This window comes from Stenotrophomonas sp. SMYL89 (assembly GCF_036319985.1).
GTDB lineage: Bacteria > Pseudomonadota > Gammaproteobacteria > Xanthomonadales > Xanthomonadaceae > Stenotrophomonas > Stenotrophomonas maltophilia_Q.
In genome coordinates, this window is record NZ_JAWIRW010000001.1 from 93536 (window position 1) to 116261 (window position 22726).

Consider the following 22726-nt stretch of genomic DNA (forward strand, 5'->3'; position numbering starts at 1 on the left):
GCTGCAGGACCCCAGGCTGCCCCCGATGGGCGGCCCGCGCTGTGTGTTCCGCCGCTCCCAGATGCCGATCGCACCCGCACCAGACGTTCTTGCCAGCCGCTCGAGAGGTGCCTGCCGGTACCTGTAGTCCTTAGCAACTGAAGTTGCCGCCGGGCATCCTGCCCGTCGGGTCGCAACCCTTTGTCGGACACCGAGGATCAGACAATGCTCATTCCAGGCTTCACGGCGGGCGCGCAGGCGCCGGCCGAGCTGCATACCCGTTGGTCGCCGTGGCGCGCGCTGCTGGGCGCCCTGGCCCCGCAGCATCGCGCCAGCAACGAGCCGGCAGCGACCGACCGTGCCGAACTCGAGGCGCAGGTCGCGGCGCTGCATCGCGTGCAGGCGGTCATCGAGTTCGCGCTCGATGGCACTATCCTGCAGGCCAATGACAACTTCCTGCATGCAGTGGGCTACCGGCTGGAGGACATCCAGGGCAAGCATCATTCCATGTTCGTCGATCCCGAGCAGGCGCGCAGCGCCGAGTACCGTGACTTCTGGGCGCGGTTGGGGCGCGGCGAATATGACGCAGGGCAATATCGACGCTTCGGCAAAGGCCAGCGCGAGATCTGGATCCAGGCCTCCTACAACCCGGTGCTGGACCGCCAGGGGCGGCCGTACAAAGTGGTCAAGTTCGCCACCGACATTACTGCACAGAAGCTGCAGGCGGCCGATTCGGCCGGGCAGTTGGCGGCGATCGGTAAATCGCAGGCAGTGATCGAATTCAGCATGGACGGGCGCATTCTCTCGGCGAACGAGAACTTCCTCGAGGTCACCGGCTACGTTCTCGATGAGGTGCGTGGACAGCACCACTCGCTGTTCGTCGAACCAGGCCATCGCAGCAGTGACGAATATCGCCGGTTCTGGGAGAAGCTCGGGCGCGGCGAATACGATGCCGGGCAATACCGGCGGCTGGGCAAGGGCGACCGCGAGGTCTGGATCCAGGCCTCCTACAACCCCATCCTCGACCTCAACGGCAAGCCGTTCAAGGTCGTCAAGTACGCCACCGACATCACCGCACAGGTGCATGAAAACCAGGCCATGCAGCGCGCCGTGGCGCAGACCCGCGAGGTGGTGGCCGCTGCGAAGCAGGGTGATCTGACCCGGCGCGTGGCGATGGCCGACAAGCAGGGGCCCATCGCCGACCTGTGCGACGGCGTCAATTCGCTGGTCGAGGCGATGGCTGCGATCATCGGCCAGATCAAGTTCGCCGCCGATACCATCGCGGTGGGGGCGACCGAGATCGCGCAGGGCAACAGCGACCTGTCGCAGCGCACCGAGCAGCAGGCGGCCTCGCTGGAGGAAACCGCGGTGTCGATGAAGGGGTTGGCCGAGACCGTGCAGCGCACCGCCACCAACGCGCGCCAGGCCAGCCAGCTGGCCGGCGGTGCCGCCGATGTCGCCGCGCGCGGCGGAAGCGTGGTGCATGAAGTGGTCGAGACGATGGCGGTGATCAACGCCTCCTCGCGGCGCATCGTCGATATCATCGGAGTGATCGATGGCATCGCTTTCCAGACCAATATCCTGGCGTTGAACGCAGCGGTGGAAGCCGCACGCGCAGGCGAACATGGACGAGGATTTGCCGTGGTCGCCACCGAGATCCGCGAGCTGTCCCAGCGCTCGGCCAGTGCCGCCAAGGAGATCAAGCATCTGATCGATGAGTCGGTGGCCAACGTCGGGGCTGGCACCGCCCAGGTGGAAAGCGCGGGCCGCACCATGGACGAGATCGTGACCAACGTCCGCCGGGTCAGCGATCTGATGACCGAGATCAGCACGGCCTCGCAGCAGCAGAGCGACGACATCCAGCAGATGAACCATGCGGTCGACCTGATCGACCAGGGCACGCAGCAGAACGCTGCCCTGGTGGAGGAGGCGTCGGCGGCGGCGCGCAGCATGGAGGAGCAATCGGCACAGCTGCTGCAGACCGTGGCCGGTTTCCGCGTGCAGGATGGTGCAGGGCATCTGCATGGCGGGGCAACCCTGCGGGTCGTCTAGGCAGGCGGGCCGACAGGTTCGTCGGAGGACTGCATGGCCGAGGAAAGGTGCACACGGTTGCGCCCGGCATGCTTGGCCCGGTACAGGGCCTGGTCGGCACGGCCGACCAGGTCTGCCGGCGCGGACTCATCGCTGGCGGGCTGCCAGGCCACGCCCACGCTGATGGTCACATGGCCCTCGGCAGCGGGCAGTGCGGCGCTTTCGACCGCAGCACGCAGGCGTTCTCCCAGATGCAGCGCGTGCATCGCCTCGGGCGATGGCAGGGCTGCGATGAACTCCTCGCCGCCATAGCGGGCCAGCAGGTCGTCACCGCGCTGCAGGCAGCCGTCGAGGATGCTGGCGACGGCACGCAGGCGCCGATCACCTTCCGGGTGCCCGTAGGTGTCGTTCAGCTGTTTGAAGTGGTCGATGTCGATCATCAGTACCGCCAGGCCCTGGCCCTGGCGCCGCGCGCGGCGGTGGGCCCCATCCAGCGACTCATCGAAGCTGCGCCGGTTGCCCAGCCCTGTCAGTGGATCGCGCCGTGCCAGCGTTTCCAGTTCGTCGCGCTGGCGCTGGATCTCGATCTGGCTCAGCACGCTGCGCAGGGCGTAGCCCAGCATCGCACCGATGAAACCTACCGCGGCCAGGCTCGGCTGCAGGCGCGCGACCAGCAGCGCGACCATCATCAGCAGCAAGGGCAGCATCAGTGGTACGCCGGCATCGACGATGCGTCGCAGGCTGCGGGATATCTCCACTGCCGGATAGCGGCGGTGGCTGCCGGCCAGGACGGCCAGCAGCACGAACAGCCCGCTGATCAGCAGGTCGCCCCAGCTGCCGTCAGGTGTCTGCGGCTGGCAGGTGTTGATGTAGAGCGCCAGCAGGAAGTAGCCCAGCGCGTAGATCGCAAGTGTGCGGAAGAAATCGCGGCGGTCGGGATTGTCCTCGGCCAGGAAGCGGATCAGCGCGAAGCAGAACACCAGGCTGTTCTGCACGCTGCTCATCGTGTTCAGGCACTGCGTCCATAGCGCGGTGTTGAGAGGCGCCATGGCCCGCGTATGCAGGTAGTACAGCAGCCAAAGCAGGGCAATGATCGCAAGGTCCACCGCACGGATGAAGCGATTTCCGCCGCCCGGGCTTGCAGCTACGTAGGTCAGGGGGATCCGGTAGAACACGTACAGGATCAGTGTGGAGACGGTCATCTGCGCAGGGGCGAGGCCGGCCACATTGCGGTACAGCAGGGCCAGCAGGGCGAGTGAGAACAGGCCGACGGCCGCGCCGAGCAGCCGCCACTTGCAGGCCGCCTGGCTGACACGTGCGCGCCGCACGCAGGCCAGTGCGGCCAGCAGGGGGGCGGTGATCAGCAACAGGTAGGAGCCGACAGGGTCCTGCGGGCCGACCAAGGCGATGACGAGTGCGTGCGTGACCAGAAAAAACAGTGCAGCACGCAGCGTCATGCATTCCCCCGCCCCCGGATCCGGCGGGATCACGATAGGCAGATGTACGTGAGGCTGGCAAGAAAAGTGTGCACTGCGTCTAGAAGCAATGCTGCCAGCGGTCGCAGTTATGCGTCAGCGCAGTGACACCGGGGCGGCCAAATGGGCATACGTCGCCTGGAAAAGCAAAAGGCCAGGTCATGGACCTGGCCTTTGATGCTGTGGTGCCGGTGAAAGGACTCGAACCTTCATGGGGTCACCCCCGGCTGATTTTGAGTCAGCTGCGTATACCATTCCGCCACACCGGCAGGCAGCGTGTGAGTGTAACCGAGGAGGGCAGGGCTTTCATAGGGGCAAGGCAGATCGAGGCGTTTCCTGTCGGCATCGGCTCTGTGATGGCTATACTGCGCCGGCTTGAATGCCTCCAGGAGCCATAGCCGATGACAGTGTTGCAGGACCTGAGGGTGCTGGTGGTCGAGAACGACGAGATGAGTGCGGCCCTGCTGCAGATGCAGCTGGTGCATGCCGGCGCGACCGTGGTCGGGTTGGCGGCGAGCGTGGCTGAAGCATTGCGCATGCTGGAAGACTCGGCCCCGGATGTGGCCCTGCTGGACTATCGCCTGGCCCGCAACGAGACCAGCGAGCCAGTGGCGGCAGCATTGTCGGCGCGTGGCGTACCGTTCGTGCTCGCCACCGGAATGCTGGCTGAGCAGCTGCCCGAGTCGATGCTGGCCGGAATACTGCTGGTCAAGCCGTATCTGTCGGCGGATCTGACCCGGGCGCTGACCCGTGCGGTGGGCCGTTCCAGCGCAACGGCGTGAGAATGGCGCTTCAGCCGGCCTCCTCGTACACGTAGCGGATGTCCTCGCGGTCGTCGAGGATGCGGTACTGCCCGGCCAGGTTGTCCGGATCGGGATTGAGCCACGCATCGAGATGCTCCCTGCGGATCGGTATCACGCCGCGATCGTGACCGGCCGCGGCGACGTCGCGTGGCGGGGTATCGGTGATCGTGGCGAACGAGAGCAGGCGTCCTTCCGGTCCCTCCCATTCCGCCCAAAGGCAGGCCAGAAGCAGGTCGCGGGGCGGGTCGGGGCGGAACTCCAGCACCACATCCTGTTCCTTTTCCGCGGCGCCAAGCGCGCGCCCTGTGATGGCGTGGCGTGGCACGTGCTCATAGAACGCCCGCACCACCACCACGCCGTGGCGAAGGCCGAACGCACCGCGCCAGTAGCCTTCCAGGCTGTCACGTCGTGCGTTGTAGGTGCCGGGGTAGAGCGCGTCGTTGCGTGCAGGTTTGTCAGGCAGCCGGCACTGGTAGCGCATCGGCTTGATCACGCGCTGGCCGTTCTCTGTGACCATCACCGGCGCGTAGGTACCGGGGAAAATGCGGTTGTCGCGCGGCAGTAGTTGTACCCGGTGCAGGTCTTCGAGCCGGGCCTGGGCGCGCTCAATGCGGTTGCCGGCCACGCGCAGGTCGTTGCGTGCCTTCTGGGTGGGGCGGGTGGCCAGCGTTGCGTGAGCGATATCGCGGCGCTCGCGTTGGCGGGCCAGCTCCGCCTCCAGGTCCTGGCGCTCCTGCGCATGCCATTGCTGGATCTTCGCTACGATGTCACGGCCCTGCTGGGTGCGCGCGCCGGCAAAACCGTCGTCCATGGCCTTGGGGGTTTTCGGTCGCTTCTTGCCGGGGTCGTGCGCGTACAGTTCGGCGAACTCCTCCAGCGACAGGATGGCACCGAACTCGCGGACCAGCGTGGCGTAGTCGGCACGGATCAGGGCGGAATAGCACATGGGAACTCTGCAGGCCTGGGTCGCAGTCGCTGCGACGTGGATGCGGCAGGATAGCCCGACCTACAGGGAGATACCGCATGAATGATTCCGTCAGCTGCCAGTTCCGTGAGGCAGTCCCCACGGTTGAAGACTACTGCCGGCTGCGTGTGCTGGCCGGCCTCAGTGCCAAGAGCCAGGAGGCGGCGACGCGCGCACTGCCCAACACCCTGTATGGCGTGTGTGCCTACCAGGGCAATGAGCTGGTAGCGATGGGCCGCATCGTGGGTGATGGCGGTTGCCACCTGCAGGTCTGCGATATCGCCGTGCTGCCACGGCTGCAGGGACAGGGGCTGGGCAAGGAGGTGATGCGCCGCCTGGATGGCTGGATGCAGGCGAACCTGCCGCCGTCGGCGTACGTCAGCCTGCTCGCCGATGGTGAAGCGCATCGGTTGTACGCTCAGTTTGGTTTCGCGCCGACAGCGCCGGCGTCGATCGGGATGTATCGCCGGTTCTGAGGAGTGATGGCGGTGAGGCCATCCACGCACGGCGTGGATCTACTGCAGCGCCCGGGTAGATCCACGCCATGCGTGGATGGCGCCTTCCCATAAATCGCAGGCAAAGAAAAACCCCGGCCTAAACCGGGGTTTTCAAGAATTGGCGTCCCCACGGGGATTCGAACCCCGGTCGCCACCGTGAAAGGGTGATGTCCTAGGCCTCTAGACGATGGGGACGCACGAAAACTTCAAGTTGTAGATGCTTCGACGGCCTAATGTCGAAGTGGTGGAGCCAAGCGGGATCGAACCGCTGACCTCCTGCATGCCATGCAGGCGCTCTCCCAGCTGAGCTATGGCCCCATTAAACTCCGGATGATCTGCCGGGAGCAGAGTCCGTTTTGAAACTGGCGTCCCCACGGGGATTCGAACCCCGGTCGCCACCGTGAAAGGGTGATGTCCTAGGCCTCTAGACGATGGGGACGCACGAAAAACTTCAAGTTGTAGAACTTTCGACGGCCTAATGTCGAAAGTGGTGGAGCCAAGCGGGATCGAACCGCTGACCTCCTGCATGCCATGCAGGCGCTCTCCCAGCTGAGCTATGGCCCCGTGTTACCGAGCCGCCTATCATACCTGCGTGTTCACGTTTGTGGAAGCTTTTTTTGAACTTTTTTCGTTCCGGTTCAACCGTAGCCACGAGGGCAGGGGAACCGCAACGCCACAACCTGAATGCCGGTAGGCGGTGAACAAAAAAGACCCGGTTATCGGCCGGGTCCTCGTTGTTCGTGATGAGTGGCGTCCCCACGGGGATTCGAACCCCGGTCGCCACCGTGAAAGGGTGATGTCCTAGGCCTCTAGACGATGGGGACGCAATTCTCATCAATGTTCTGTAGCGACCTTTCGACGGCCTAATGCCGAAAGATTGGTGGAGCCAAGCGGGATCGAACCGCTGACCTCCTGCATGCCATGCAGGCGCTCTCCCAGCTGAGCTATGGCCCCACGTCGCTGAGGAGCGAAATAATAGCCTTGCCCCAGGGGGTTGGCAAGCATTTGTTGCACTTTTCTTCACGTGCGTTGCAATGTCGATCTGCGCCAGGGATGTCTATGCGTTGTCGTCGGTCAGCGCCGCCAGGATCGGGCATTGGTCGAGCGTGCCGTGACCGGGGCATGCATCGACCAGCTGCGAAAGCGCGGTATGCATGCGCTGCAGTTCGGCCATCCGTTGTGAAATGTCCTGCAGGCGGGCCTGGGCGGTGTCGCGCACGCTTCCCATGTCCTGCCGGTGGTGATCGCTGAGCGCCAGCAGTTCGCCGATTTCCTCGAGGCAGAAGCCCAGCGCTTTGGCGCGGCGGATGAAGCGCAACCGGCGCAGGTCCGGCTCGCCGAAGATGCGGTAGCCGCCAGCCGAGCGCGCCGCTGTCGGCAGCAGCTGCTGCCGCTCGTAATAGCGGACCGTATCGATCGGCACGCCCGCCTGGCGGGCCAGTTGTCCAATGTTCATGGCAGTTTTCCAGCGGATCCTGCCGATCATTGTGAAGCCTGGAGTCTGGTCTAGAGTCAAGGCTTGAGCCCGGCGCGCGCATTCAGCCCACTTTGCAACTTTCTTCATAGCCCCGCAGATGGGCCTGTTCCTACCCTTCGCCTGAACCGGCCGTTCGATGGCCTGCAACGAACCGAGGAGGTGGTCTGTGGAGGGAGTCAGGAACGAAGCATTCGTCGAGGTTGCGGTGGTCGAATACCCGGGAGGGGACCCCTCCGCCGCCTCGGTGCTGGCCGAAATGGCCCACGTCGCAAACCGCCTGGCCCAGCAGCAGCGCCGACCGTTCAAGCGTGTGCTTGTCACCCGCTGGATCGTGCCCGCCAGCCAGACCGGTGTACATCGCATCGCGGGTGCTGAAATGCTTGACGCCGCCATTCCTGCGGTAATCGCGGTTCCCGGCCAGATCAGCCCTGGAGCCTGCCTGCGCGCCGAGGAGGTCCTGCTGGACTGGTTGCGGGCCCACTATGACGGTGGCAGCCTGCTGGCTGCCGCCAGCGATGGGGTCGGCGTGCTGGCCCGTGCGGGACTGCTGGCTGGAAGAACGGTCAGCGGCCCCGATCTGGGGCGACATCCAGGGTTGCAGGCGCAGGCGGTGAGCTGGGTCCCCAGTGAGCGGGCGCTGGTCGACGACGGTGATCTGCTGACGGTCGGCGGATCGCAGGCCTGGCGGTTCCTCGGCCTGCGTCTGCTGTACCGGCTGCACGGGCAAGGCGTGGCGAGCGCGGTCGCGCAACAGCTCGGGATCGTCGTGCCCGCGGGGATCCAGCAGGATCTTGAGCGGTTCAGTGCCAACTTCGCCCACGGTGACCGCGACGTACTGAAGGCCCAGCGCTGGCTGCATACCACTGCGGCACGAGGAGCCACGCTGGCCGCAATCTGCGAAGTTTCCGGATTGGAACCGCGAACCTTGCAGCGGCGCTTCCTCCGGGCGACCGGTCTGCGGCCGATCGAGTACTGCCAACGGCTGCGCATTGCCAAGGCGCAGACCCTGCTGCAGCAGGGCGCAGGCATCGAAGAGGTGGCCTGGGGTGTGGGCTACGCTGATCAGAGCGCGTTCCGGCGTCTGTTCCTCCGCATCGTGGGCATGACACCGGCCAACTATCGTCGCCACGTCAACTGCAAGCGGCGGGAGCGGCCGTTGATGCCGTCGGTGGCCGGAAGCCTGCGTGGCCTGCAGACGCCCCCCGGCATGCAGTTGGGGCGGAGTGCGGCCTGATGACAGGCGGCGGGCGAGCGCTTGCAACCTGGGCGCGACGCTTTGACCATGCAGGCAAGTGCAACTTGAACAGGTGGGCTGATGTCGAGTGTTGGACCGGTACCGATGCCGGTGGTGTTGATCCTCATGTGCACGTTGCTGGCCATGATCGTTGCCCGTCTTTGGCCGCGCAGGGCAGCAGGAATGCCGCTGCCGTCGGCAGCAAGCATGGTGCTGGACATGCTGCTGATCGGCCTGCTGTGTGGTCGTATCAGTTTTGTGGTGCTGAATTTTGCGCTCTATCGATCGGAACCCTGGAGTATTCTGCAGGTCACCGATGGTGGCTATCACCTGACGGTGGTGCTGGTGGCCGGGCTGGCGTGGGGATCATGGCGTCTGCGGCCGTGGCGTCAGTTGCGTGCACCGGTACTGACAAGCGCACTGGTGGGTGTGCTGCTCTGGGCGGCTGGTGGTCAGCTGCTGTCGGCCTGGCAGGAGCGGCAGATGCCATTGCCGACGCTGCAGTTCGCGGACCTGCAGGGCGGAACGGTTGATCTGCAGCAGTTCCGGGGCAGGCCGGTGGTGCTGAACCTGTGGGCCACATGGTGCGGCCCCTGCCGACGGGAGATGCCGGTGCTCGCAGCGGCACAGCAGGCACATGGCAACGTGCAGTTCGTATTCCTCAATCAGGGCGAAACCCTGGATGAAGTCCAGGTCTTTCTTGCCGGTGAGCGACTGATGCTGGGCAATGTGCTGCTGGATGATGAAGCGGCTGCTTCAACAGCGCTGGGTGTGCAGGCTTATCCTTCGACACTCTTCTTCGATGCCGATGGGCGCCTGCGTGAATTGCACCTGGGCGAGCTGACCGCGGCCGGTCTTGAACACAAACTGCGCCGGCTGCGGTAGCCTGCGCGGGCATCTCACTACGGAGTTCCCATGTTGTCGACTTCCCTGCGCACCGCCCCGGCGGTGCTGTTGCTGCCGGTCATGCTGGCATTGGCCGCCTGCAGCCAGGCACAGACGCCGCCGGGCAAGGCCGCCGAGGCACCGGCGACGAGTGCCCCTGCCTCTGCCGCCAAAGGCGACCGTCCTGCAGTGCTGAAGGGCATCGAAAAGCACGGCTTCGAGGTCGTTGCCGAGTTCGATGCGCCGGGTGGCCTGCGTGGTTTTGCGGGTGTGGTGGGTGGTCAACAGCCTGCAGCGGCCTATGTCACTGCCGATGGCAAGCACGTGCTGGTGGGCAGCCTGTTCGATGCCGAAGGCAATGATGTGGCTGCCGAAGCGGTCGAAAAGCTGGTCGCCACACCGATGTCGGCCAAGATGTGGACCAAGCTCGAAGCCAGCGCATGGGTGCGTGACGGCAAGGCCGACGCGCCGCGCGTGATCTATACCTTCAGCGATGCCAACTGCCCCTACTGCCACAAATTCTGGGAAGCAGCGCGGCCGTGGGTCGATGCCGGCAAGGTGCAGCTGCGTCACATCATGGTGGGTGTGATCCGCGAGGACAGCCCGGCCAAGGCCGCCGCCATCCTCGCCGCGCGTGATCCGAGCGCGGCGCTGCTGGAGAACGAACACCAGTTCGACCGTGGCGGCATCAAGGCGCTGCCGAACATCAGCCGCGAGATCGCAGGCAAGCTTGATGCCAACCAGGTCCTGATGCTGGAGATGGGCTTCCAGGGCACGCCAGGCATCCTGTTCCAGGATTCACAGGGCCAAGTGCAGCGCCGCGCCGGACTGCCGCAGGGCGACGACCTGACGACGGTGCTCGGCCCGCGTTGATCCGTGCCGACATGTTGATGTAGCCCACAGGCCCGCATGGCGACATGCGGGCCTGTTGCGTTCTGTGCCCCAGGCGGACACAGCCGCTTGCGCATGACCTGTTCGAGGTCACGTCTGAATCGTGACTGAGATCAAGCATCGCGCCTTGATTCCAATCAAGGCCAAAAACGACAGGTGGATTAGCCTTTGACGCATGGAATACAGCGTCAACGCGCCATGGATGCCGCGCCAAGGCTGCCCTGATGCGGGCAGTGCGGCACAGCCATTCACGACACTCTCACTCCCTGCTTGTTACCCAGACCGCTGCGGTCGCCACCTCTCTGGCAGCGCGGCCTTGATGGAAGCGACATGGGTGCAGGCAGGGCAGTGTCATCGTCCTGTTGCCTGCCGCGCGCAGGCTGGCCGATGTCGTCGACGCAGTACCCGCATTTCCAGCAACGGCAACGCGAAGCCAGGGCGGCGCATGCGTGCGCTCCGGAACCGTGATGCGAGTGTTCGTCCGGGGAGGATGCAATGCGTTTGGCAGTACTGAGTCTGGCGTGTCTGGGGGCACTGGCGATCACGCCGGCGTACGCCCAACAGGGTGATGCGGGGGATGCGCAGGCATTGCGGCGTGAGATCGCCGCAATGCGCCAGGCGCTGGAAGGCATGCAGCAACGGCTGGACCGGCTGGAGCAGCGCGATGCTGTGCCTGCGCAGGCAACAGCCTTGCCTGAAACGGGGCCGATTGCCTCCGCTGCCCCTTCCGATGTGATCCATCGCATCCAGGTGCCGGGTGTGGCGCAACCGGTACTGCCGCAGCGCGATTCGGTCGCTGATCCGTCCACCGCGGCATCGCGACCGGACAGCGCCGCTGGTCCGACCGATCCAGACCTGAAGGGGTTCTTTGCGATCCCGGGCACCGATACCGTGATCCGCATCGGTGGCTACGCCAAGCTGGATGCCATCGCCGATTCGCGCGCGGCTGGCGACGAGGACCAGTTCATTCCCTCGTCGATGCCGGTGGGCGGCAGCCACCGCGATGTCTCCAACTTCAACATCCACGCCAAGCAGACCCGCTTCAGCTTCGAGGCGCGGCGCCCGACCACGCACGGCAACCTGCGCTTCTACCTGGAGAACGACTTCTTCGGCAGCAGCGACGGCTACGAGTTCCGCCTGCGTCATGCCTATGGCCAGCTCGGCAATACCTATGCCGGTTATGGCTATTCCAGCTTCATGGACCCGGACAGCCTGCCCGACACGCTGGATTTCGCCGGGCCCGGCGGCGCGGGCTATCTGCTGGTGGCCGGCATCCACCACAGCTTCGCGATGGGCAAGGGCAACACCCTGACCGTGGCGGCCGAAGACCCGAAGACCGAACTGGCCGGTGCCAGTGATGAGCGGGCTGCGGTGAACCGTCTGCCGGACGTAACCGTGACCGCACGCATGGAGCGCGACTGGGGCCACCTGCAGCTGGGCGCGGTGGCGCGCAGCCTGGCCTATGACGGCGAAGGCGAGCGCGACCGGCGCATGGCAGGCGGCCTGCAGCTGAGCGGCTCGGCATCGGTGGGCGAGCGCGACCTGCTGCTGTTCGGTGCACTCGGTGGCCGCGGTCTCAGCCGCTACACCGCCGACCTGACCGGCTCCGGGCTGGACGCGGTGGTCGGTGCCGATGGCCGTCTCGACGCGCTGGACCTGCACGGCGGCTTCGTTGGCTACACCCATTACTGGTCCGGGCTGTGGCGATCGAACCTGATCTTCGGCCAGCTGACCCTGGAGCGTAACCCCGCATTGGCCGCCGACGCATTCCGGCAGAGCCGCTACGGCGTGTTCAACCTGATCTGGAGCCCGGCGCCCTCGTGGACCATGGGCATGGAGCTGCTGTACGGGCGCCTGGAACAGCAGGGCGGCGCGCGCGGCGACACCGTCCGGGTGCAGGGCAGCCTGCAATACAACTTCATCAAGTAAGCGCCAGCGGCGTTACGCCAGCGCAACCGTCCCCACGCCCGGCCGCACCGGGCTCATGCCAGTACAGGAGATTGTCATGGCAGAAGCAAAGAAAATCGGGGTGGTCGGAGCCACCTTCCTCGTCGCCGGCAACATGATGGGCTCAGGCGTGTTCCTGCTGCCCTCCAGCCTGGCCAAGATCGGTACCGCCTCGATCTGGGGCTGGCTGATCACCACCGCGGGCGCGCTGCTGCTGGCCTTCGTGTTCGCCAAGCTGGGCAAGCTGGCACCGAAGGCGGGCGGTCCGTACGCATACGCGCGTGACTGGTTCGGCCCGTACATGGGCTTCCAGACCAACACCATCTACTGGTTCGCCAACTGGATCGGCAACGTCGCCATCCCGATCGCGGCGGTCGGCTACTTCAGCTACTTTTTCCCGATCCTGTCCGAGCCGCTGGTGCGCTGCATCGCGGTGCTGATCCTGGTGTGGGCGCTGAGCTTCGCCAATGTGATCGGCCCGGCCTTCGTCAGCCGCGTGCAGACGGTCACCACCAGCTTTGCGCTGGTCCCGATCCTGGGCATCGCCATCTTCGGCTGGTTCTTCTTCGATGCCGATATCTTCAAGGGCGCCTACAACGTGTCCGGCGAGTCGAACTTCGGCGCGATCTCCAGCGCTGCGGCACTGACCCTGTGGGCGTTCATCGGCGTTGAATCGGCGTCGGTGACTGCGGGCGTGGTCGAGAACCCGGAAAAGAACGTGGCCCGTGCCACGCTGGCCGGCGTGTTCCTGGCCGCGATCGCCTACATCGCCAGTTCCTCGGTGATCATGGGCATGGTGCCCAATGGCGAGCTGCAGACCTCCGATGCCCCGTTTGCGCTGGCTGCGGCCAAGGCGGTGGGCGGTTGGGGCGGTGCGCTGGTCAGCCTGTGTGCCTTCATCGGTGCGGCAGGCTCGCTCGGCGGCTGGATCCTGCTGACCGCACAGAGCGCCAAGGCCGCCTCCGATGACGGCCTGTTCCCGAGCATTTTCAGCAAGACCAACAAGGACGACGTGCCGGTCAAGGGCGTGCTGATCGTGGCCGTGCTGATGACCCTGGCGGTGCTGGTCACCTCCACTTCGGAAACCGCGTCTGCCCAGTTCGACGTGATCACCTCGGCGGCGGTGGTGCTGACCCTGCTGCCCTACATCTACTCGTGCGTGGCCTGCTACTTCGTGGTCGAACGCTCGCACACGATCATCCATACCGGCGCGTTCTGGACGCTGACCAGCCTGACCGTCGTGTACTGCCTGTGGGCGATCTACGGCTCGTCGGGAACCATCGTGCAGTACGCGTTCCTGTTCGTGCTGTTCATCACCGTGTTCTATCCCTTCTTCAGCGAGGAGCGCCGCCAGCAGCGGCAGCGCGCCCGCGAGGCTTCGGCGATCAGTGCCGGCGCCCAGCGTTCCTGAGTTAGACAAGGAGAATCAACGTGTACTTCAAGTCCCTGGACTATCCGGTCATTGTCATCGACAACGACTACGAGTCGCCGCGCATCGGCGGCATCCTGATCCGTGCCCTGGTTGAAGAGCTGCGCAGCAATGACCAGCGGGTGCTGTGTGGCCTGAACCTGGACGATGCCCGTGCCGGTGCCCGAACCTACGTGGCGGCGTCGGCGGTGCTGATCTCGATCGACGGCAGCGAGGAAGTGGATGGCGAGTTCCAGCGCCTGACTGCGTTCCTGCGCGAGCAGAGCGCGCGCCGCGCCAACCTGCCGGTGTTCCTGTACGGCGAGCGCCGCACCATCGAGAAGGTGCCGAGCAAGCTGCTCAAGTACATCCACGGCTTCATTTTCCTGTTCGAAGACACCAAGAGCTTCATCTCGCGGCAGGTGATGCGCGCGGCCGAAGACTACATGAAGAACCTGCTGCCGCCGTTCTTCAAGGCGCTGATCCACCATGCGGCCGAGTCGAACTATTCCTGGCACACGCCGGGCCATGCCGGCGGCGTGGCGTTCACCAAGTCGCCGGTCGGTCGTGCATTCCACCAGTTCTACGGTGAGAACACCCTGCGCAGCGACCTGTCGATCTCGGTGCCGGAGCTGGGCTCGCTGCTCGACCACACCGGCCCGATCAAGGACGCCGAGAACGAAGCGGCACGCAACTTCGGTGCCGACCATACCTTCTTCGTGACCAACGGCACCTCCACCGCCAACAAGATCGTCTGGCACGGCACGGTGGCCCGCGGCGACGTGGTGTTCGTCGACCGCAACTGCCACAAGTCGCTGCTGCACGCGCTGATCATGACCGGCGCGGTGCCGGTGTACTTCACCCCCAGCCGCAACGCGCACGGCATCATCGGCCCGATCAGCCTGGACCAGTTCACGCCGGAATCGCTGCAGCAGCGCATCGCCGCCAACCCGCTGGCCAGCAAGGCCTACCAGGTTGGCTCCAAGCCGCGCATCGCGGTGGTCACCAACTCGACCTATGACGGCCTGTGCTACAACGCCGAGAAGATCGCCGACGAGATCGGCAGCGCGGTCGACTTCCTGCACTTCGATGAAGCCTGGTACGCCTATGCCGCGTTCCATCCGTTCTACGAGAACCACTACGGCATGGCCAAGGGCAAGCCGCGCGAGCAGGATGCGATCATCTTCACCACGCATTCCACGCACAAGCTGCTGGCCGCGTTCTCGCAGGCGTCGATGATCCACGTGCGCAATTCGGCGCAGCGCGACTTGGATGCCGAGCGCTTCAACGAGTCGTTCATGATGCACACCTCGACCAGCCCGCATTACGGGGTGATCGCGGCCTGTGATGTGGCGTCGAAGATGATGGAAGGCGACGCCGGCCGTTCGCTGGTGCAGGAAATGCATGACGAGGCGATCGCGTTCCGTCGCGCGATGCTGCACGTGCGTGACGACCTTGGCCGCGATGACTGGTGGTTCAGCGTGTGGCAGCCCACCAAGGTCGAACGCAGCCTGGACAAGGGCGATACGCCGGCACCGCTGGTGGCCAAGCGCGAGGAGTGGTACCTGCAGCCGGATGCGCACTGGCATGGTTTCGAGAACCTGGTCGACGACTATGTGCTGATCGACCCGATCAAGGTGACCCTGCTGACCCCGGGCCTGGCGATGGACGGCAGCATGGGCAAGCTGGGCATTCCGGCGGCGGTGCTGAGCAAGTTCCTGTGGGGCCGCGGCATCACTGTGGAGAAGACCAACCTGTACTCGGTGCTGTTCCTGTTCTCGATGGGTATCACCAAGGGCAAGTGGAGCACGCTGGTCACCGAACTGATGGCATTCAAGGAACTGTACGACCGCAACGCGCCGCTCAGCCAGGCACTGCCGTCGCTGGCGGCCGACTATCCGAACGCCTACGCTGGTTGGGGCCTGCGTGACCTGTGCGATGCGCTGCATGCGTTCAACCAGGAGTTCTCGGTGGCCAAGGTGATGCGCGAGATGTACGTGGACCTGCCGACGCCGGTGATGACCCCGGCCGATGCCTACAACCACCTCGTCAAGGGCGAGATCGAGCGGGTCGACATCGAGCAGCTCAGTGGCCGCGTCGCGGCGACCATGCTGGTTCCGTACCCGCCGGGCATTCCCACCATCATGCCGGGCGAGCGTTTCGGCGACAGTGACGAACCGATCATCCAGTCGCTGCGCATCGCCCGCGAGCAGAACGCGCGCTTCCCGGGCTTCGAGTCGGATGTGCACGGGCTGATCATCCAGCAGGACGGCGACGTGACATCGTACAAGGTGGAGGTGCTGAAGGCCTGACCGGCGACGGTCGGCCCTTTGGCGAACGATGGATACCGCGCGCGAGCAACGCATCCTGAAGTTCTCGATCGGGGTCACCATCGCGGTCAGCGCGGTCGGCTTCAGCGGTGGCCTGCTGGTGGGATCGCAGGCCATCCTGTTCGACGGCGTGTACAGCCTGGTCGACGTTGCCCTGACCCTGGTGTCATTGTCGGTGCTGCGACTGGTGGCGCGGGAACAGAGCCCGCGCTTCCAGTACGGCTACTGGCACCTGGAGCCGATGGTCGAGGCACTCGGTGGGGTGATCCTGTCGTTGGCCTGCGTCTATGCGCTGGCCAACGCGGTGATCGGTTTGACCACGGGCGGGCACGAAGTGAAGTTCGGGCCTGCGCTGTGGTGGGCAGCATTGCTGAGTGCCAGCAACCTGGCGATGGCCGCGTTCGTCGCGCAGCGTGCGCGGCGCCTGCGCTCGGCGTTGTTGTGGCTGGACGTGCGTGGCTGGCTGTTGGGTGGGCTGATGAGCCTGGCGGTGGTGCTGGCCTTCGTACTGGCACTGGCGTTGCACGGCGGCGAGTGGCACCACTGGGTGCCTTACCTTGATTCGATCGTGCTGGCATTGATCAGCCTGGCGGTGCTGCCGGTGCCGGCGCGCAGCGCCTGGAAAGCCATGCGCGAGGTGCTGCAGGTGGCCCCGGACGATCTGGACCGGCGCGTGCAGCAGGTGATGCAGGCGTTCGTGGCCGAGCACGGCTATGCCGGATTCACCAGCCATGTGGCGAAGATGGGGCGCATGCGGTTCATCGAGATCCATGTGCTGGCTGACCCGACGACGCCGTTGGGTTCGGTGGGCGCGGTCGATGCGATGCGCGACGAGATCGCGGTACGCCTGGATGCCCGTGGCGGCACGTTCTGGCTGACCATCGATTTCACCGCCGACCCGGCGTGGACGTAGCCCCGCTTCTTTGGCACCGGGGCCTCGCCCGGCCAGGTTCCGTTCCCCTGTAGAGCCGAGCCCATGCTCGGCTGCCGTTCGCATGGAGCAGCCGAGCATGGGCTCGGCTCTACAACTGCCGTTCGCATGGAGCAGCCGAGCATCGGCCCGGCGATACAGCACGCTGCGATCGTTGCGCATGGCGGACTGCTCTGTTGCGCGGGGTGTATTTGACCTCAACCCGGGTTGAGGTCGCAGACTGCCTCGCAGCTCCACAGCGCCTAGCGCAGGTAGTACTCCACCGGTACCACCAGTTCCTGAGGTGCCTTCAGTTCATCGGGAATTGGGGGGAGTGGCTGGGCGCGACGGAAGGTCTGCAGGGCTGCGTCATCGAGCATCGGCTGGCCACTGGACTGCTCCAGCCGCAGGGCCAGCAGGCGACCTTCGCGGTCGATGCTGGCCCTGACCCAGGCAGTGCCCTGCTGCCGGCGCGAGCGCGCGGCGGCGGGGTAATAGCGGTAACGTTCCAGCCGCGCCATCAGGCGGGCTTCCCACTGGTCGCTGGCGGCGCCGGCCTGGAAGTCTGCCGGTGGCGCGTCCGGAGCGGGCGGCGCGGCCGTGATCGATGCCGGTGCGGGACTTGCATCGGTCGCGGCCGCAGGCGGGGCGACCGGCACTGGCTGGCGGCCCGTGCCACCCGTTTCGCTGGCGGCCTGCTCTCCGTCGCGCGCCGCCGTAGACTTGGGCGGCGGCGGTGACTTCGTGGGCTGCGAGGCGCGGGCCTGCTGCGCCTGGCTGGGGGTTTCGGCCTGGCGCTCCTCTACCGGCTGTGGCGGCGTGGCCGGTGCCAGCAGGCGCAGGCTGATGCGCACGTCCTGCTCCGGCGGCGGCAGCATCGGCGGCATCGCGACCCAGTGCACCAACAGCAGCAGTGGCAGCAGATGCAGGACGACGGTGATCGCGATCGCCTGCCAGTGTTGGCCGCGCTCACTCATCGTCCAGCACCCACAGCAGATCGGCATCAGCTGCATCGACGGTTTCACCCGGTGAAGCCAATGCGATCACCAACGCAGGCGTATCCGGTGACAGGTAGCCCGGTACCCCGGTACCGCGCAGTACATGCCAGCGACCTGCTACCAGCAGCGCCGGTGCGGGCGCGTCGAGCAGCACCTGCGCCATGCGCGTGTCGCGGGCCTGTTGTACGGCCAGCATCCCTTCCAGCATCGGTGCCGCGTCTGCGTGCTGGGCCAGCACCACCGCCGACAGGCGCTGGCGGGCAGCGGCCACTGGGAATCGCACGCCCTCGGTCGAGGCCAGCAGCGCGTTGACCTCGGCACGCGACAGGTTGCCACCGAACAACGGCGTGCCTGCATCGGCAGCCTCCCGTACCAGCCCGCCATACGCGGCCCACGGCCAGCGCGCATCCCAGTCCAGCAGATCCTGCAGGCGTGCACCCTCGGCATGGGTGCCCCTGGCCAGCCAGCGCTGCACCCGTTGCAGGCGCGGCTGGCGCTCGCTGGCAATCATCTCCATCACCAGCGCGCCTTGCGGGCGCACCTGTTGCAGGGCATGCAGCAGCCAGCGCTGGGCCGCATGGTCTCCGGCGAGGTCATGGCGTTCACCCAGCAGCAGCCGCTGCGCATTGGCCGCACGCTGCACGAATGCGGCCTCGTCCAGATGCTGGCCGCTGGCCAGGTCGGTCACCGTGCCGGGCATCGACTGGGCGCCAGCCACGCCCGCCAGCGCCAGCAGGCACAGCGGCAACCAGCGACGGCTAGAACGCCACATTGATGCCCATCGAGACGGTGCGGCCACGGCCGTTGCCGCGGTCCAGGATCGGGCTGAAGATGCTGTCGATCGAGGCATTGTTGTCATAGGACTTGTTCTGCAGGTTTTCGATGTTCAGCCACAGCGTGGTATTGGCCTGTGGCTTGAAGCTGGCGTAGAAGTCGAGCAGCACACCGGTGCCGCCGGTCTTGCGGGTCTGGAAGAAGTCGTAGCCTTCCTCGGTGGGCCCGGAGTATTCGGCGCGCAGGCCGGCCTGCACGCGCTGCTGCCACCAGCGGCCGCCCACGTCCAGCGTCCAGTAGCGGTCGGGCAGGGCGGTGATGTCTTCCAGGTTGACGAACTCGATGGCCGGTGCGCTGGTGCGCGAGCGGGTCCAGCTGAGCGTGGCGTGGTAGTGCTCACTGGCGTAGTGCGCTTCCAGCTCGATGCCGCGCATGCGTACAACGCCCGGGTGGTTCATCCAGCGCGTGGTGGTGGTGAAGTCGTCTGCATCCAGCACATCGGTCCAGGCATTGAGCTGCGGATCGCTGTCGATCGGCACCACGAACGGCTCCAGTTCCGGCGGATGCACGATCAGCAGGTACTGCGGCTTGATGTAGTCGCGGATGCGGTTGTCGAAACGGGTGATGCGCAGCTGCGCCAGGTCACCGTCGACCAGCAGCGAATCGGTGCTGAGGTTGGCACCGAACTGCAGGTTGCGTGAGCGCTCGCGGCGCAGGAACGGATTGGCACCTACGCCGTCGGCATCACTCATGCCCTCCAACGGGATCTTCTCGAAGAACATCTCCTGCACACGCGGCGGTCGCGAGGTGCGCGAGACTTCAGCGAACAGCTGCAGCCAGTCGGTGGCCTGCAGTGAGAGTGCCAGGCTGGGGCTGAGCGCGCGCTCGCTGCGGCGCACGTCGATGTCGCCGCCATGGATCTCCGTGCATTGGCCCGGCACGTCGGAACACACCGGGATATGGCCGCGGATGCCGTATCGATCCTGGCGCAGGCCAGCGGTCAGCGCGTAGATGTCGTATTGCAGTTCCAGGGTGCTGAACACGCTGTCGAGCTTGCTGCGGCCCTGTGGGTTGGCACCGCGCAGGATAGGGGTGTCGGCCACGTAGATGTCCGACTGATGCTTGATGCCGGTGTTCCACCGCGCCTGCAGGGCGCCGATATCAAAGCGGCTGGTGTTGTCGACGGTCCAGCTGCTCAGGCTGCTGTGGGTGCGGCGGCCGATGTAGCTCGAATCCTCCACCGGCGGGTAGAACAGCCGGGTCTTGTTGCTGGCGAAGGTGGCACGCAGGTCGATCCACGGCGTATAGGGCGTGTAGTGGTAGCTGGCGCGCTGGTTGCGCGCGGAAATCTGCCACGGGTAATTGTGGTAGAAGTCGTTTTCGTAGCGCATGTGGCTCAGGTCCAGCCGATGCTGGTCGCTGGGCTGCAGGCGGGCTTTCAGCAGCCAGCTGCTGGGCTGCTGGCTGCCCGGGTCGGCAGCGTTCTTCTGCCCACGGGCGGTGGCGTATTCGCTGCTGTGGCTGCTGCTGGCAGCGGCCAGCAGGCCGAACTGGCGATCACCGCCGTCCTCGCTGTGGCGCCAGGCGCCGGCGAAGGTGCGGCCGCTGCCATAGCCGTTGTTGCCATGCCGGTAGCCCGCGCGCAGGCCCCAGTCGCGACCCTCGCCGAGCAGATCGTCGATATCGAGCGTGCGGAAGTTGGCACTGCCGGCCAGCGTACCAGCGCCGTCACCGCCAGCGACCGCACCGCGCTGCACGTCCACACCGGCCAGCAGGAACGGATCGACGTAGGCGAAGGGGCCACCCGAGCCATGGCCGGCATTGTTGCGGAAGGTCTGGGTGACACCGTCGATCATGGTGTTGACCCGGCCGGCACCGGTCATGCCGCGGATGTTGACCTGCAGGCCCGGTTGGCTGCGCGAATGGAAGCTGTGGGTACCGGGCATCGAGCGCAGCAGGCTGTTGCCGTCCTGGCGTTCGGCCATCGCCAAGCGCTCGCTACCGACAGTGGGTGCGAAGCCATCGTGGGTGGCCGGCACGTACTGGCTGGCTCCGCTGCCCGGTGCATTGCCGTGCGCGGTGTCGCCCTGCACACGCAGCGGGCCGGTGCGGCGGCTGCCGTCGCGGCGTTCGGCCGGCGCCGGCTCCAGGGTGGCGCGGCGTGCATGGATGAAGCGCGGACGCAGGCCGCTGCCGGCCAGCAGGTGCGACAGGGCCTGCGCATCGTCGAAGTCGCCGCGCAGCGCGGGCGCGGCATGACCGGCGGGAAGCGCCGCGCCGACGACCAGATCGATACCGGTCAGCCGGCTGTAGGCATCCAGTGCGGCAGGCAGTGGCTGGGCGGGCAGGTCATAGCTGCGCGTGGCGGCCTGTGCATGGGCACTGGTCGGCAGCAGTGGGACGGTGCCGGCGCAGGCCAGCGACAGGGCAAGGACAAGGGGGCGGGGGCACAGCATCGGGGGCTCCAGGGGTTGACGCAGAGCGTCGTCATCCTGGGTAGACGCGGAACGAGGGCCGATGTCAGGGTGCACCGCGTTGTTCCCGTCGCGGCGGCAGCCACACCTGCATTCCTGCGCCGATCCGCAGCACGCGCACATGCAGCTGCGCGGCCAGCTGGTCGCGGTTGCCGGCCGCATCATCAGCACTGCCGAGCAGAGTGACCGGCTGCTGGCGCAGGCGGGCGCCGACAATCCAGGTGCGCCCGCCATGCCAGCGATCCAGGCCCTGGGTCACCTCGGCAAGCGGAGCGGACACCCAATGCAGCCGTCGCTCGCGCCAGGCCATCGCACCTGCATCGGCGGCATGCGGCAGGGCCGCCGTCTTTCCGTCGAAGCGCAGCTGCTGCCCTTCGGTGGCCTGCAGGTTGCCGCTGCCGCCGTCCACGCGCACGCGATGCTCGGTGACCGTGACCACGCTGTCGTCACGCTGCACGGCCAGATCAAACGCGGTGCCCAGCGCGGTGACGGTACCGTGCGGTGTGTGTACCTGAAACGGTCGCGCAGCGTCGACGCTGACCTGGAACCAGGCCTGGCCGCGCTCCAGCTGCAGCTGGCGACGCTGTGCGTCGATGCGGACATGCACTTCGCTGCCCGGCGACAGCAGTACATGCGAACCATCCGCCAGGGTTTCGTCACGGATCTCGCCGGACGCGGTGCGCAATACCTGCGCAGCAGGCGGTGAGGCATGGCGGCTGTACAGGCCGAGCGCACACAGCAGCAGCACCGCAAGGCCGGCTTCACCCAGGCGGCGGCGCTGCCGTCGTTGTTGTTGCCGCTGCAGGCTGGGCATCGTCGCACCGGCCTGCCACAGCTGCTGCAGGTGCAGGTACTGCGCGGCATGGCTTGGATCGGCCCGGCACCATTGCTCGAACGCGTTCTCGTCGCGGTCGCCGTCGTGCCCATCCAGCCACCAGCGGGCAGCTTCGCGCGCAATGGCCTCCTGGCTCATGCGCCGGGTACCTGCTGCAGGGCGACCAGGGCGCGCAGCAGATGGCCATGCGCGGTCTGCCGGCTGATGCCGAGCTGGCGGCCGATCTCGGCCAACGCCATCTGTTCCACGCGGGCCAGCAGGAACACCTGCCGCGCGCGCGGCGGCAACGCGGCGATGATGGCATCGAGATGGCGCAGCTGTTCGGCATCAAGCAGGCGCTGTTCCGGCAGGGGCGCAGGATCGGCGATGGCATGCAGCTGGGCATCCTCCAGCGCCTCTTCGCGACGACGCTGGCGTTGCCGATAGTGGTCGACGATCAGGTTGTGGGCAACGCGATACAGGTATGCACGGCCATTGCTCAGCAGACCGCTGGCGGCGACTTTGACGACACGCAGCCAGGTTTCCTGGACGACGTCATCGGCGTCGCTGCGTTGCGGGAGTTTACGGCGGACATGGGCGTGCAGCGGCCGGTAATGGGCCGCGCACAGATGCGCGACATCCGTCGGTTCGACAGGCGTGGACACGGGGCGGGCGACAACTGGGAAAGGGAACAGCCCGCGGCGGCAAGGGCAGCGGCTGCACCTTACAGCAAAAGAGAATCATTTGCATCCATGTGCGATGTGCGTCGACGGGTGGTGGTTGCCGCGTGGCAAGGTCAGCAGGCTGGAAAATTGGCATGCGGCCAGCACTACCG

18 protein-coding genes and 7 tRNA genes are annotated in these 22726 nt (G+C 66.1%); 10 read left to right on the plus strand and 15 right to left on the minus strand.

Translation table 11 applies throughout. From position 1 onward, the window contains the following. Positions 1–204 precede the first annotated feature (204 nt). A complete protein-coding gene (locus V3B41_RS00475) occupies positions 205–2031 on the plus strand; it encodes a methyl-accepting chemotaxis protein (RefSeq protein WP_100443814.1) in 1827 nt (608 codons plus the stop codon). Here V3B41_RS00475 and V3B41_RS00480 read toward each other — a convergent pair. Both V3B41_RS00480 and V3B41_RS00485 read right to left on the minus strand, forming a co-directional pair. Then, complete coding sequence (locus tag V3B41_RS00480; protein ID WP_049427447.1) at positions 2028–3467, minus strand: GGDEF domain-containing protein; 1440 nt, start codon at positions 3465–3467, stop codon at positions 2028–2030. The genes V3B41_RS00475 and V3B41_RS00480 overlap by 4 nt on opposite strands. Positions 3468–3668: 201 nt before the next feature. Next, positions 3669–3754 (minus strand) — tRNA-Leu (locus tag V3B41_RS00485). Between the two features lie 132 nt (positions 3755–3886). Here V3B41_RS00485 and V3B41_RS00490 point away from each other — a divergent pair. Further along, positions 3887–4267 carry a response regulator gene (locus V3B41_RS00490; protein WP_049427448.1) on the plus strand — a complete coding sequence of 127 codons (381 nt, stop codon included), beginning with the start codon at positions 3887–3889 and terminating at the stop codon, positions 4265–4267. Between the two features lie 10 nt (positions 4268–4277). On the opposite strand, the gene V3B41_RS00495 is transcribed toward V3B41_RS00490, so the two are convergent. Then, a complete protein-coding gene (locus V3B41_RS00495) occupies positions 4278–5234 on the minus strand; it encodes an SOS response-associated peptidase family protein (protein ID WP_049427450.1) in 957 nt (318 codons plus the stop codon). Positions 5235–5311: 77 nt separating this feature from the next. Here V3B41_RS00495 and V3B41_RS00500 point away from each other — a divergent pair, with 77 nt between their 5' ends. Continuing rightward, positions 5312–5728 carry a GNAT family N-acetyltransferase gene (locus tag V3B41_RS00500; protein WP_049427453.1) on the plus strand — a complete coding sequence of 139 codons (417 nt, stop codon included), beginning with the start codon at positions 5312–5314 and terminating at the stop codon, positions 5726–5728. Positions 5729–5868: 140 nt separating this feature from the next. Here V3B41_RS00500 and V3B41_RS00505 read toward each other — a convergent pair. The 7 genes from V3B41_RS00505 to V3B41_RS00535 all read right to left on the minus strand — a co-directional run bounded on the left by V3B41_RS00505 (position 5869) and on the right by V3B41_RS00535 (position 7205). Then, positions 5869–5944 (minus strand) — tRNA-Glu (locus V3B41_RS00505). 47 nt (positions 5945–5991) lie between these two features. After that, positions 5992–6067 (minus strand) — tRNA-Ala (locus V3B41_RS00510). Between the two features lie 45 nt (positions 6068–6112). Continuing rightward, positions 6113–6188, minus strand: a tRNA-Glu gene (locus V3B41_RS00515). 49 nt (positions 6189–6237) lie between these two features. Next, positions 6238–6313: transfer RNA gene (locus V3B41_RS00520), tRNA-Ala, on the minus strand. A 184-nt stretch (positions 6314–6497) separates the two neighbouring features. After that, positions 6498–6573: transfer RNA gene (locus V3B41_RS00525), tRNA-Glu, on the minus strand. Between the two features lie 54 nt (positions 6574–6627). Next, positions 6628–6703: transfer RNA gene (locus tag V3B41_RS00530), tRNA-Ala, on the minus strand. Positions 6704–6806: 103 nt separating this feature from the next. After that, positions 6807–7205 (minus strand): heavy metal-responsive transcriptional regulator, encoded by a 399-nt coding sequence (locus tag V3B41_RS00535; protein ID WP_049430557.1) that lies wholly within the window; start codon positions 7203–7205, stop codon positions 6807–6809. Positions 7206–7392: 187 nt separating this feature from the next. Here V3B41_RS00535 and V3B41_RS00540 point away from each other — a divergent pair, with 187 nt between their 5' ends. From V3B41_RS00540 to V3B41_RS00570, 7 genes are all read left to right on the plus strand, one after another. Then, complete coding sequence (locus tag V3B41_RS00540) at positions 7393–8460, plus strand: helix-turn-helix domain-containing protein (protein WP_100443815.1); 1068 nt, start codon at positions 7393–7395, stop codon at positions 8458–8460. Positions 8461–8541: 81 nt separating this feature from the next. Next, positions 8542–9345, plus strand: coding sequence for a TlpA disulfide reductase family protein (locus V3B41_RS00545; protein WP_329859608.1), 804 nt, complete (start codon positions 8542–8544; stop codon positions 9343–9345). A 30-nt stretch (positions 9346–9375) separates the two neighbouring features. Next, positions 9376–10218, plus strand: a complete 843-nt coding sequence (gene dsbG / locus V3B41_RS00550; RefSeq protein WP_197650537.1) for a thiol:disulfide interchange protein DsbG — start codon at positions 9376–9378, stop codon at positions 10216–10218. Positions 10219–10731: 513 nt separating this feature from the next. After that, entirely contained in the window at positions 10732–12165 is a 1434-nt protein-coding gene (locus tag V3B41_RS00555; RefSeq protein ID WP_197650538.1) for a DcaP family trimeric outer membrane transporter, read from the plus strand. Between the two features lie 76 nt (positions 12166–12241). Continuing rightward, positions 12242–13594 (plus strand): arginine/agmatine antiporter, encoded by a 1353-nt coding sequence (gene adiC / locus V3B41_RS00560; protein WP_049430545.1) that lies wholly within the window; start codon positions 12242–12244, stop codon positions 13592–13594. Positions 13595–13614: 20 nt separating this feature from the next. Then, entirely contained in the window at positions 13615–15903 is a 2289-nt protein-coding gene (locus tag V3B41_RS00565; RefSeq protein WP_329859613.1) for an Orn/Lys/Arg decarboxylase N-terminal domain-containing protein, read from the plus strand. Positions 15904–15931: 28 nt separating this feature from the next. After that, the gene (locus V3B41_RS00570; RefSeq protein WP_049430542.1) at positions 15932–16834 is read left to right on the plus strand and encodes a cation diffusion facilitator family transporter; all 903 of its coding nucleotides are present in this window, start codon (positions 15932–15934) and stop codon (positions 16832–16834) included. A gap of 260 nt (positions 16835–17094) precedes the next feature. On the opposite strand, the gene V3B41_RS00575 is transcribed toward V3B41_RS00570, so the two are convergent. From V3B41_RS00575 to V3B41_RS00595, 5 genes are all read right to left on the minus strand, one after another. Further along, positions 17095–17808: an energy transducer TonB gene (locus V3B41_RS00575; RefSeq protein ID WP_100443816.1), complete on the minus strand. Its 714-nt coding sequence runs from the start codon at positions 17806–17808 to the stop codon at positions 17095–17097. After that, entirely contained in the window at positions 17801–18601 is an 801-nt protein-coding gene (locus V3B41_RS00580; RefSeq protein WP_049429231.1) for a ChaN family lipoprotein, read from the minus strand. Before V3B41_RS00580 ends, V3B41_RS00575 begins: the two co-directional genes overlap by 8 nt. After that, positions 18588–21059, minus strand: a complete 2472-nt coding sequence (locus tag V3B41_RS00585) for a TonB-dependent receptor (protein WP_100443817.1) — start codon at positions 21057–21059, stop codon at positions 18588–18590. Before V3B41_RS00585 ends, V3B41_RS00580 begins: the two co-directional genes overlap by 14 nt. 64 nt (positions 21060–21123) lie before the next feature. Beyond that, positions 21124–22050 (minus strand): FecR domain-containing protein, encoded by a 927-nt coding sequence (locus tag V3B41_RS00590; protein ID WP_100443818.1) that lies wholly within the window; start codon positions 22048–22050, stop codon positions 21124–21126. Then, the gene (locus V3B41_RS00595; protein WP_049427146.1) at positions 22047–22556 is read right to left on the minus strand and encodes an RNA polymerase sigma factor; all 510 of its coding nucleotides are present in this window, start codon (positions 22554–22556) and stop codon (positions 22047–22049) included. Before V3B41_RS00595 ends, V3B41_RS00590 begins: the two co-directional genes overlap by 4 nt. Positions 22557–22726: the final 170 nt, after the last annotated feature.

Bases quoted from the DNA above. Each gene is read 5' to 3' on its own strand.
- adiC (WP_049430545.1), top strand. From the start codon at position 12,242: ATGGCAGAAGCAAAGAAAATCGGGGTGGTCGGAGCCACCTTCCTCGTC.
- V3B41_RS00570 (WP_049430542.1), top strand. From the start codon at position 15,932: ATGGATACCGCGCGCGAGCAACGCATCCTGAAGTTCTCGATCGGGGTC.
- V3B41_RS00545 (WP_329859608.1), top strand. From the start codon at position 8,542: ATGTCGAGTGTTGGACCGGTACCGATGCCGGTGGTGTTGATCCTCATG.
- V3B41_RS00480 (WP_049427447.1), bottom strand. From the start codon at position 3,467: ATGACGCTGCGTGCTGCACTGTTTTTTCTGGTCACGCACGCACTCGTC.
- V3B41_RS00580 (WP_049429231.1), bottom strand. From the start codon at position 18,601: ATGTGGCGTTCTAGCCGTCGCTGGTTGCCGCTGTGCCTGCTGGCGCTG.
- V3B41_RS00590 (WP_100443818.1), bottom strand. From the start codon at position 22,050: ATGAGCCAGGAGGCCATTGCGCGCGAAGCTGCCCGCTGGTGGCTGGAT.
- V3B41_RS00585 (WP_100443817.1), bottom strand. From the start codon at position 21,059: ATGCTGTGCCCCCGCCCCCTTGTCCTTGCCCTGTCGCTGGCCTGCGCC.
- V3B41_RS00495 (WP_049427450.1), bottom strand. From the start codon at position 5,234: ATGTGCTATTCCGCCCTGATCCGTGCCGACTACGCCACGCTGGTCCGC.
- V3B41_RS00500 (WP_049427453.1), top strand. From the start codon at position 5,312: ATGAATGATTCCGTCAGCTGCCAGTTCCGTGAGGCAGTCCCCACGGTT.
- V3B41_RS00475 (WP_100443814.1), top strand. From the start codon at position 205: ATGCTCATTCCAGGCTTCACGGCGGGCGCGCAGGCGCCGGCCGAGCTG.
- V3B41_RS00555 (WP_197650538.1), top strand. From the start codon at position 10,732: ATGCGTTTGGCAGTACTGAGTCTGGCGTGTCTGGGGGCACTGGCGATC.
- V3B41_RS00490 (WP_049427448.1), top strand. From the start codon at position 3,887: ATGACAGTGTTGCAGGACCTGAGGGTGCTGGTGGTCGAGAACGACGAG.
- V3B41_RS00575 (WP_100443816.1), bottom strand. From the start codon at position 17,808: ATGAGTGAGCGCGGCCAACACTGGCAGGCGATCGCGATCACCGTCGTC.
- V3B41_RS00535 (WP_049430557.1), bottom strand. From the start codon at position 7,205: ATGAACATTGGACAACTGGCCCGCCAGGCGGGCGTGCCGATCGATACG.
- dsbG (WP_197650537.1), top strand. From the start codon at position 9,376: ATGTTGTCGACTTCCCTGCGCACCGCCCCGGCGGTGCTGTTGCTGCCG.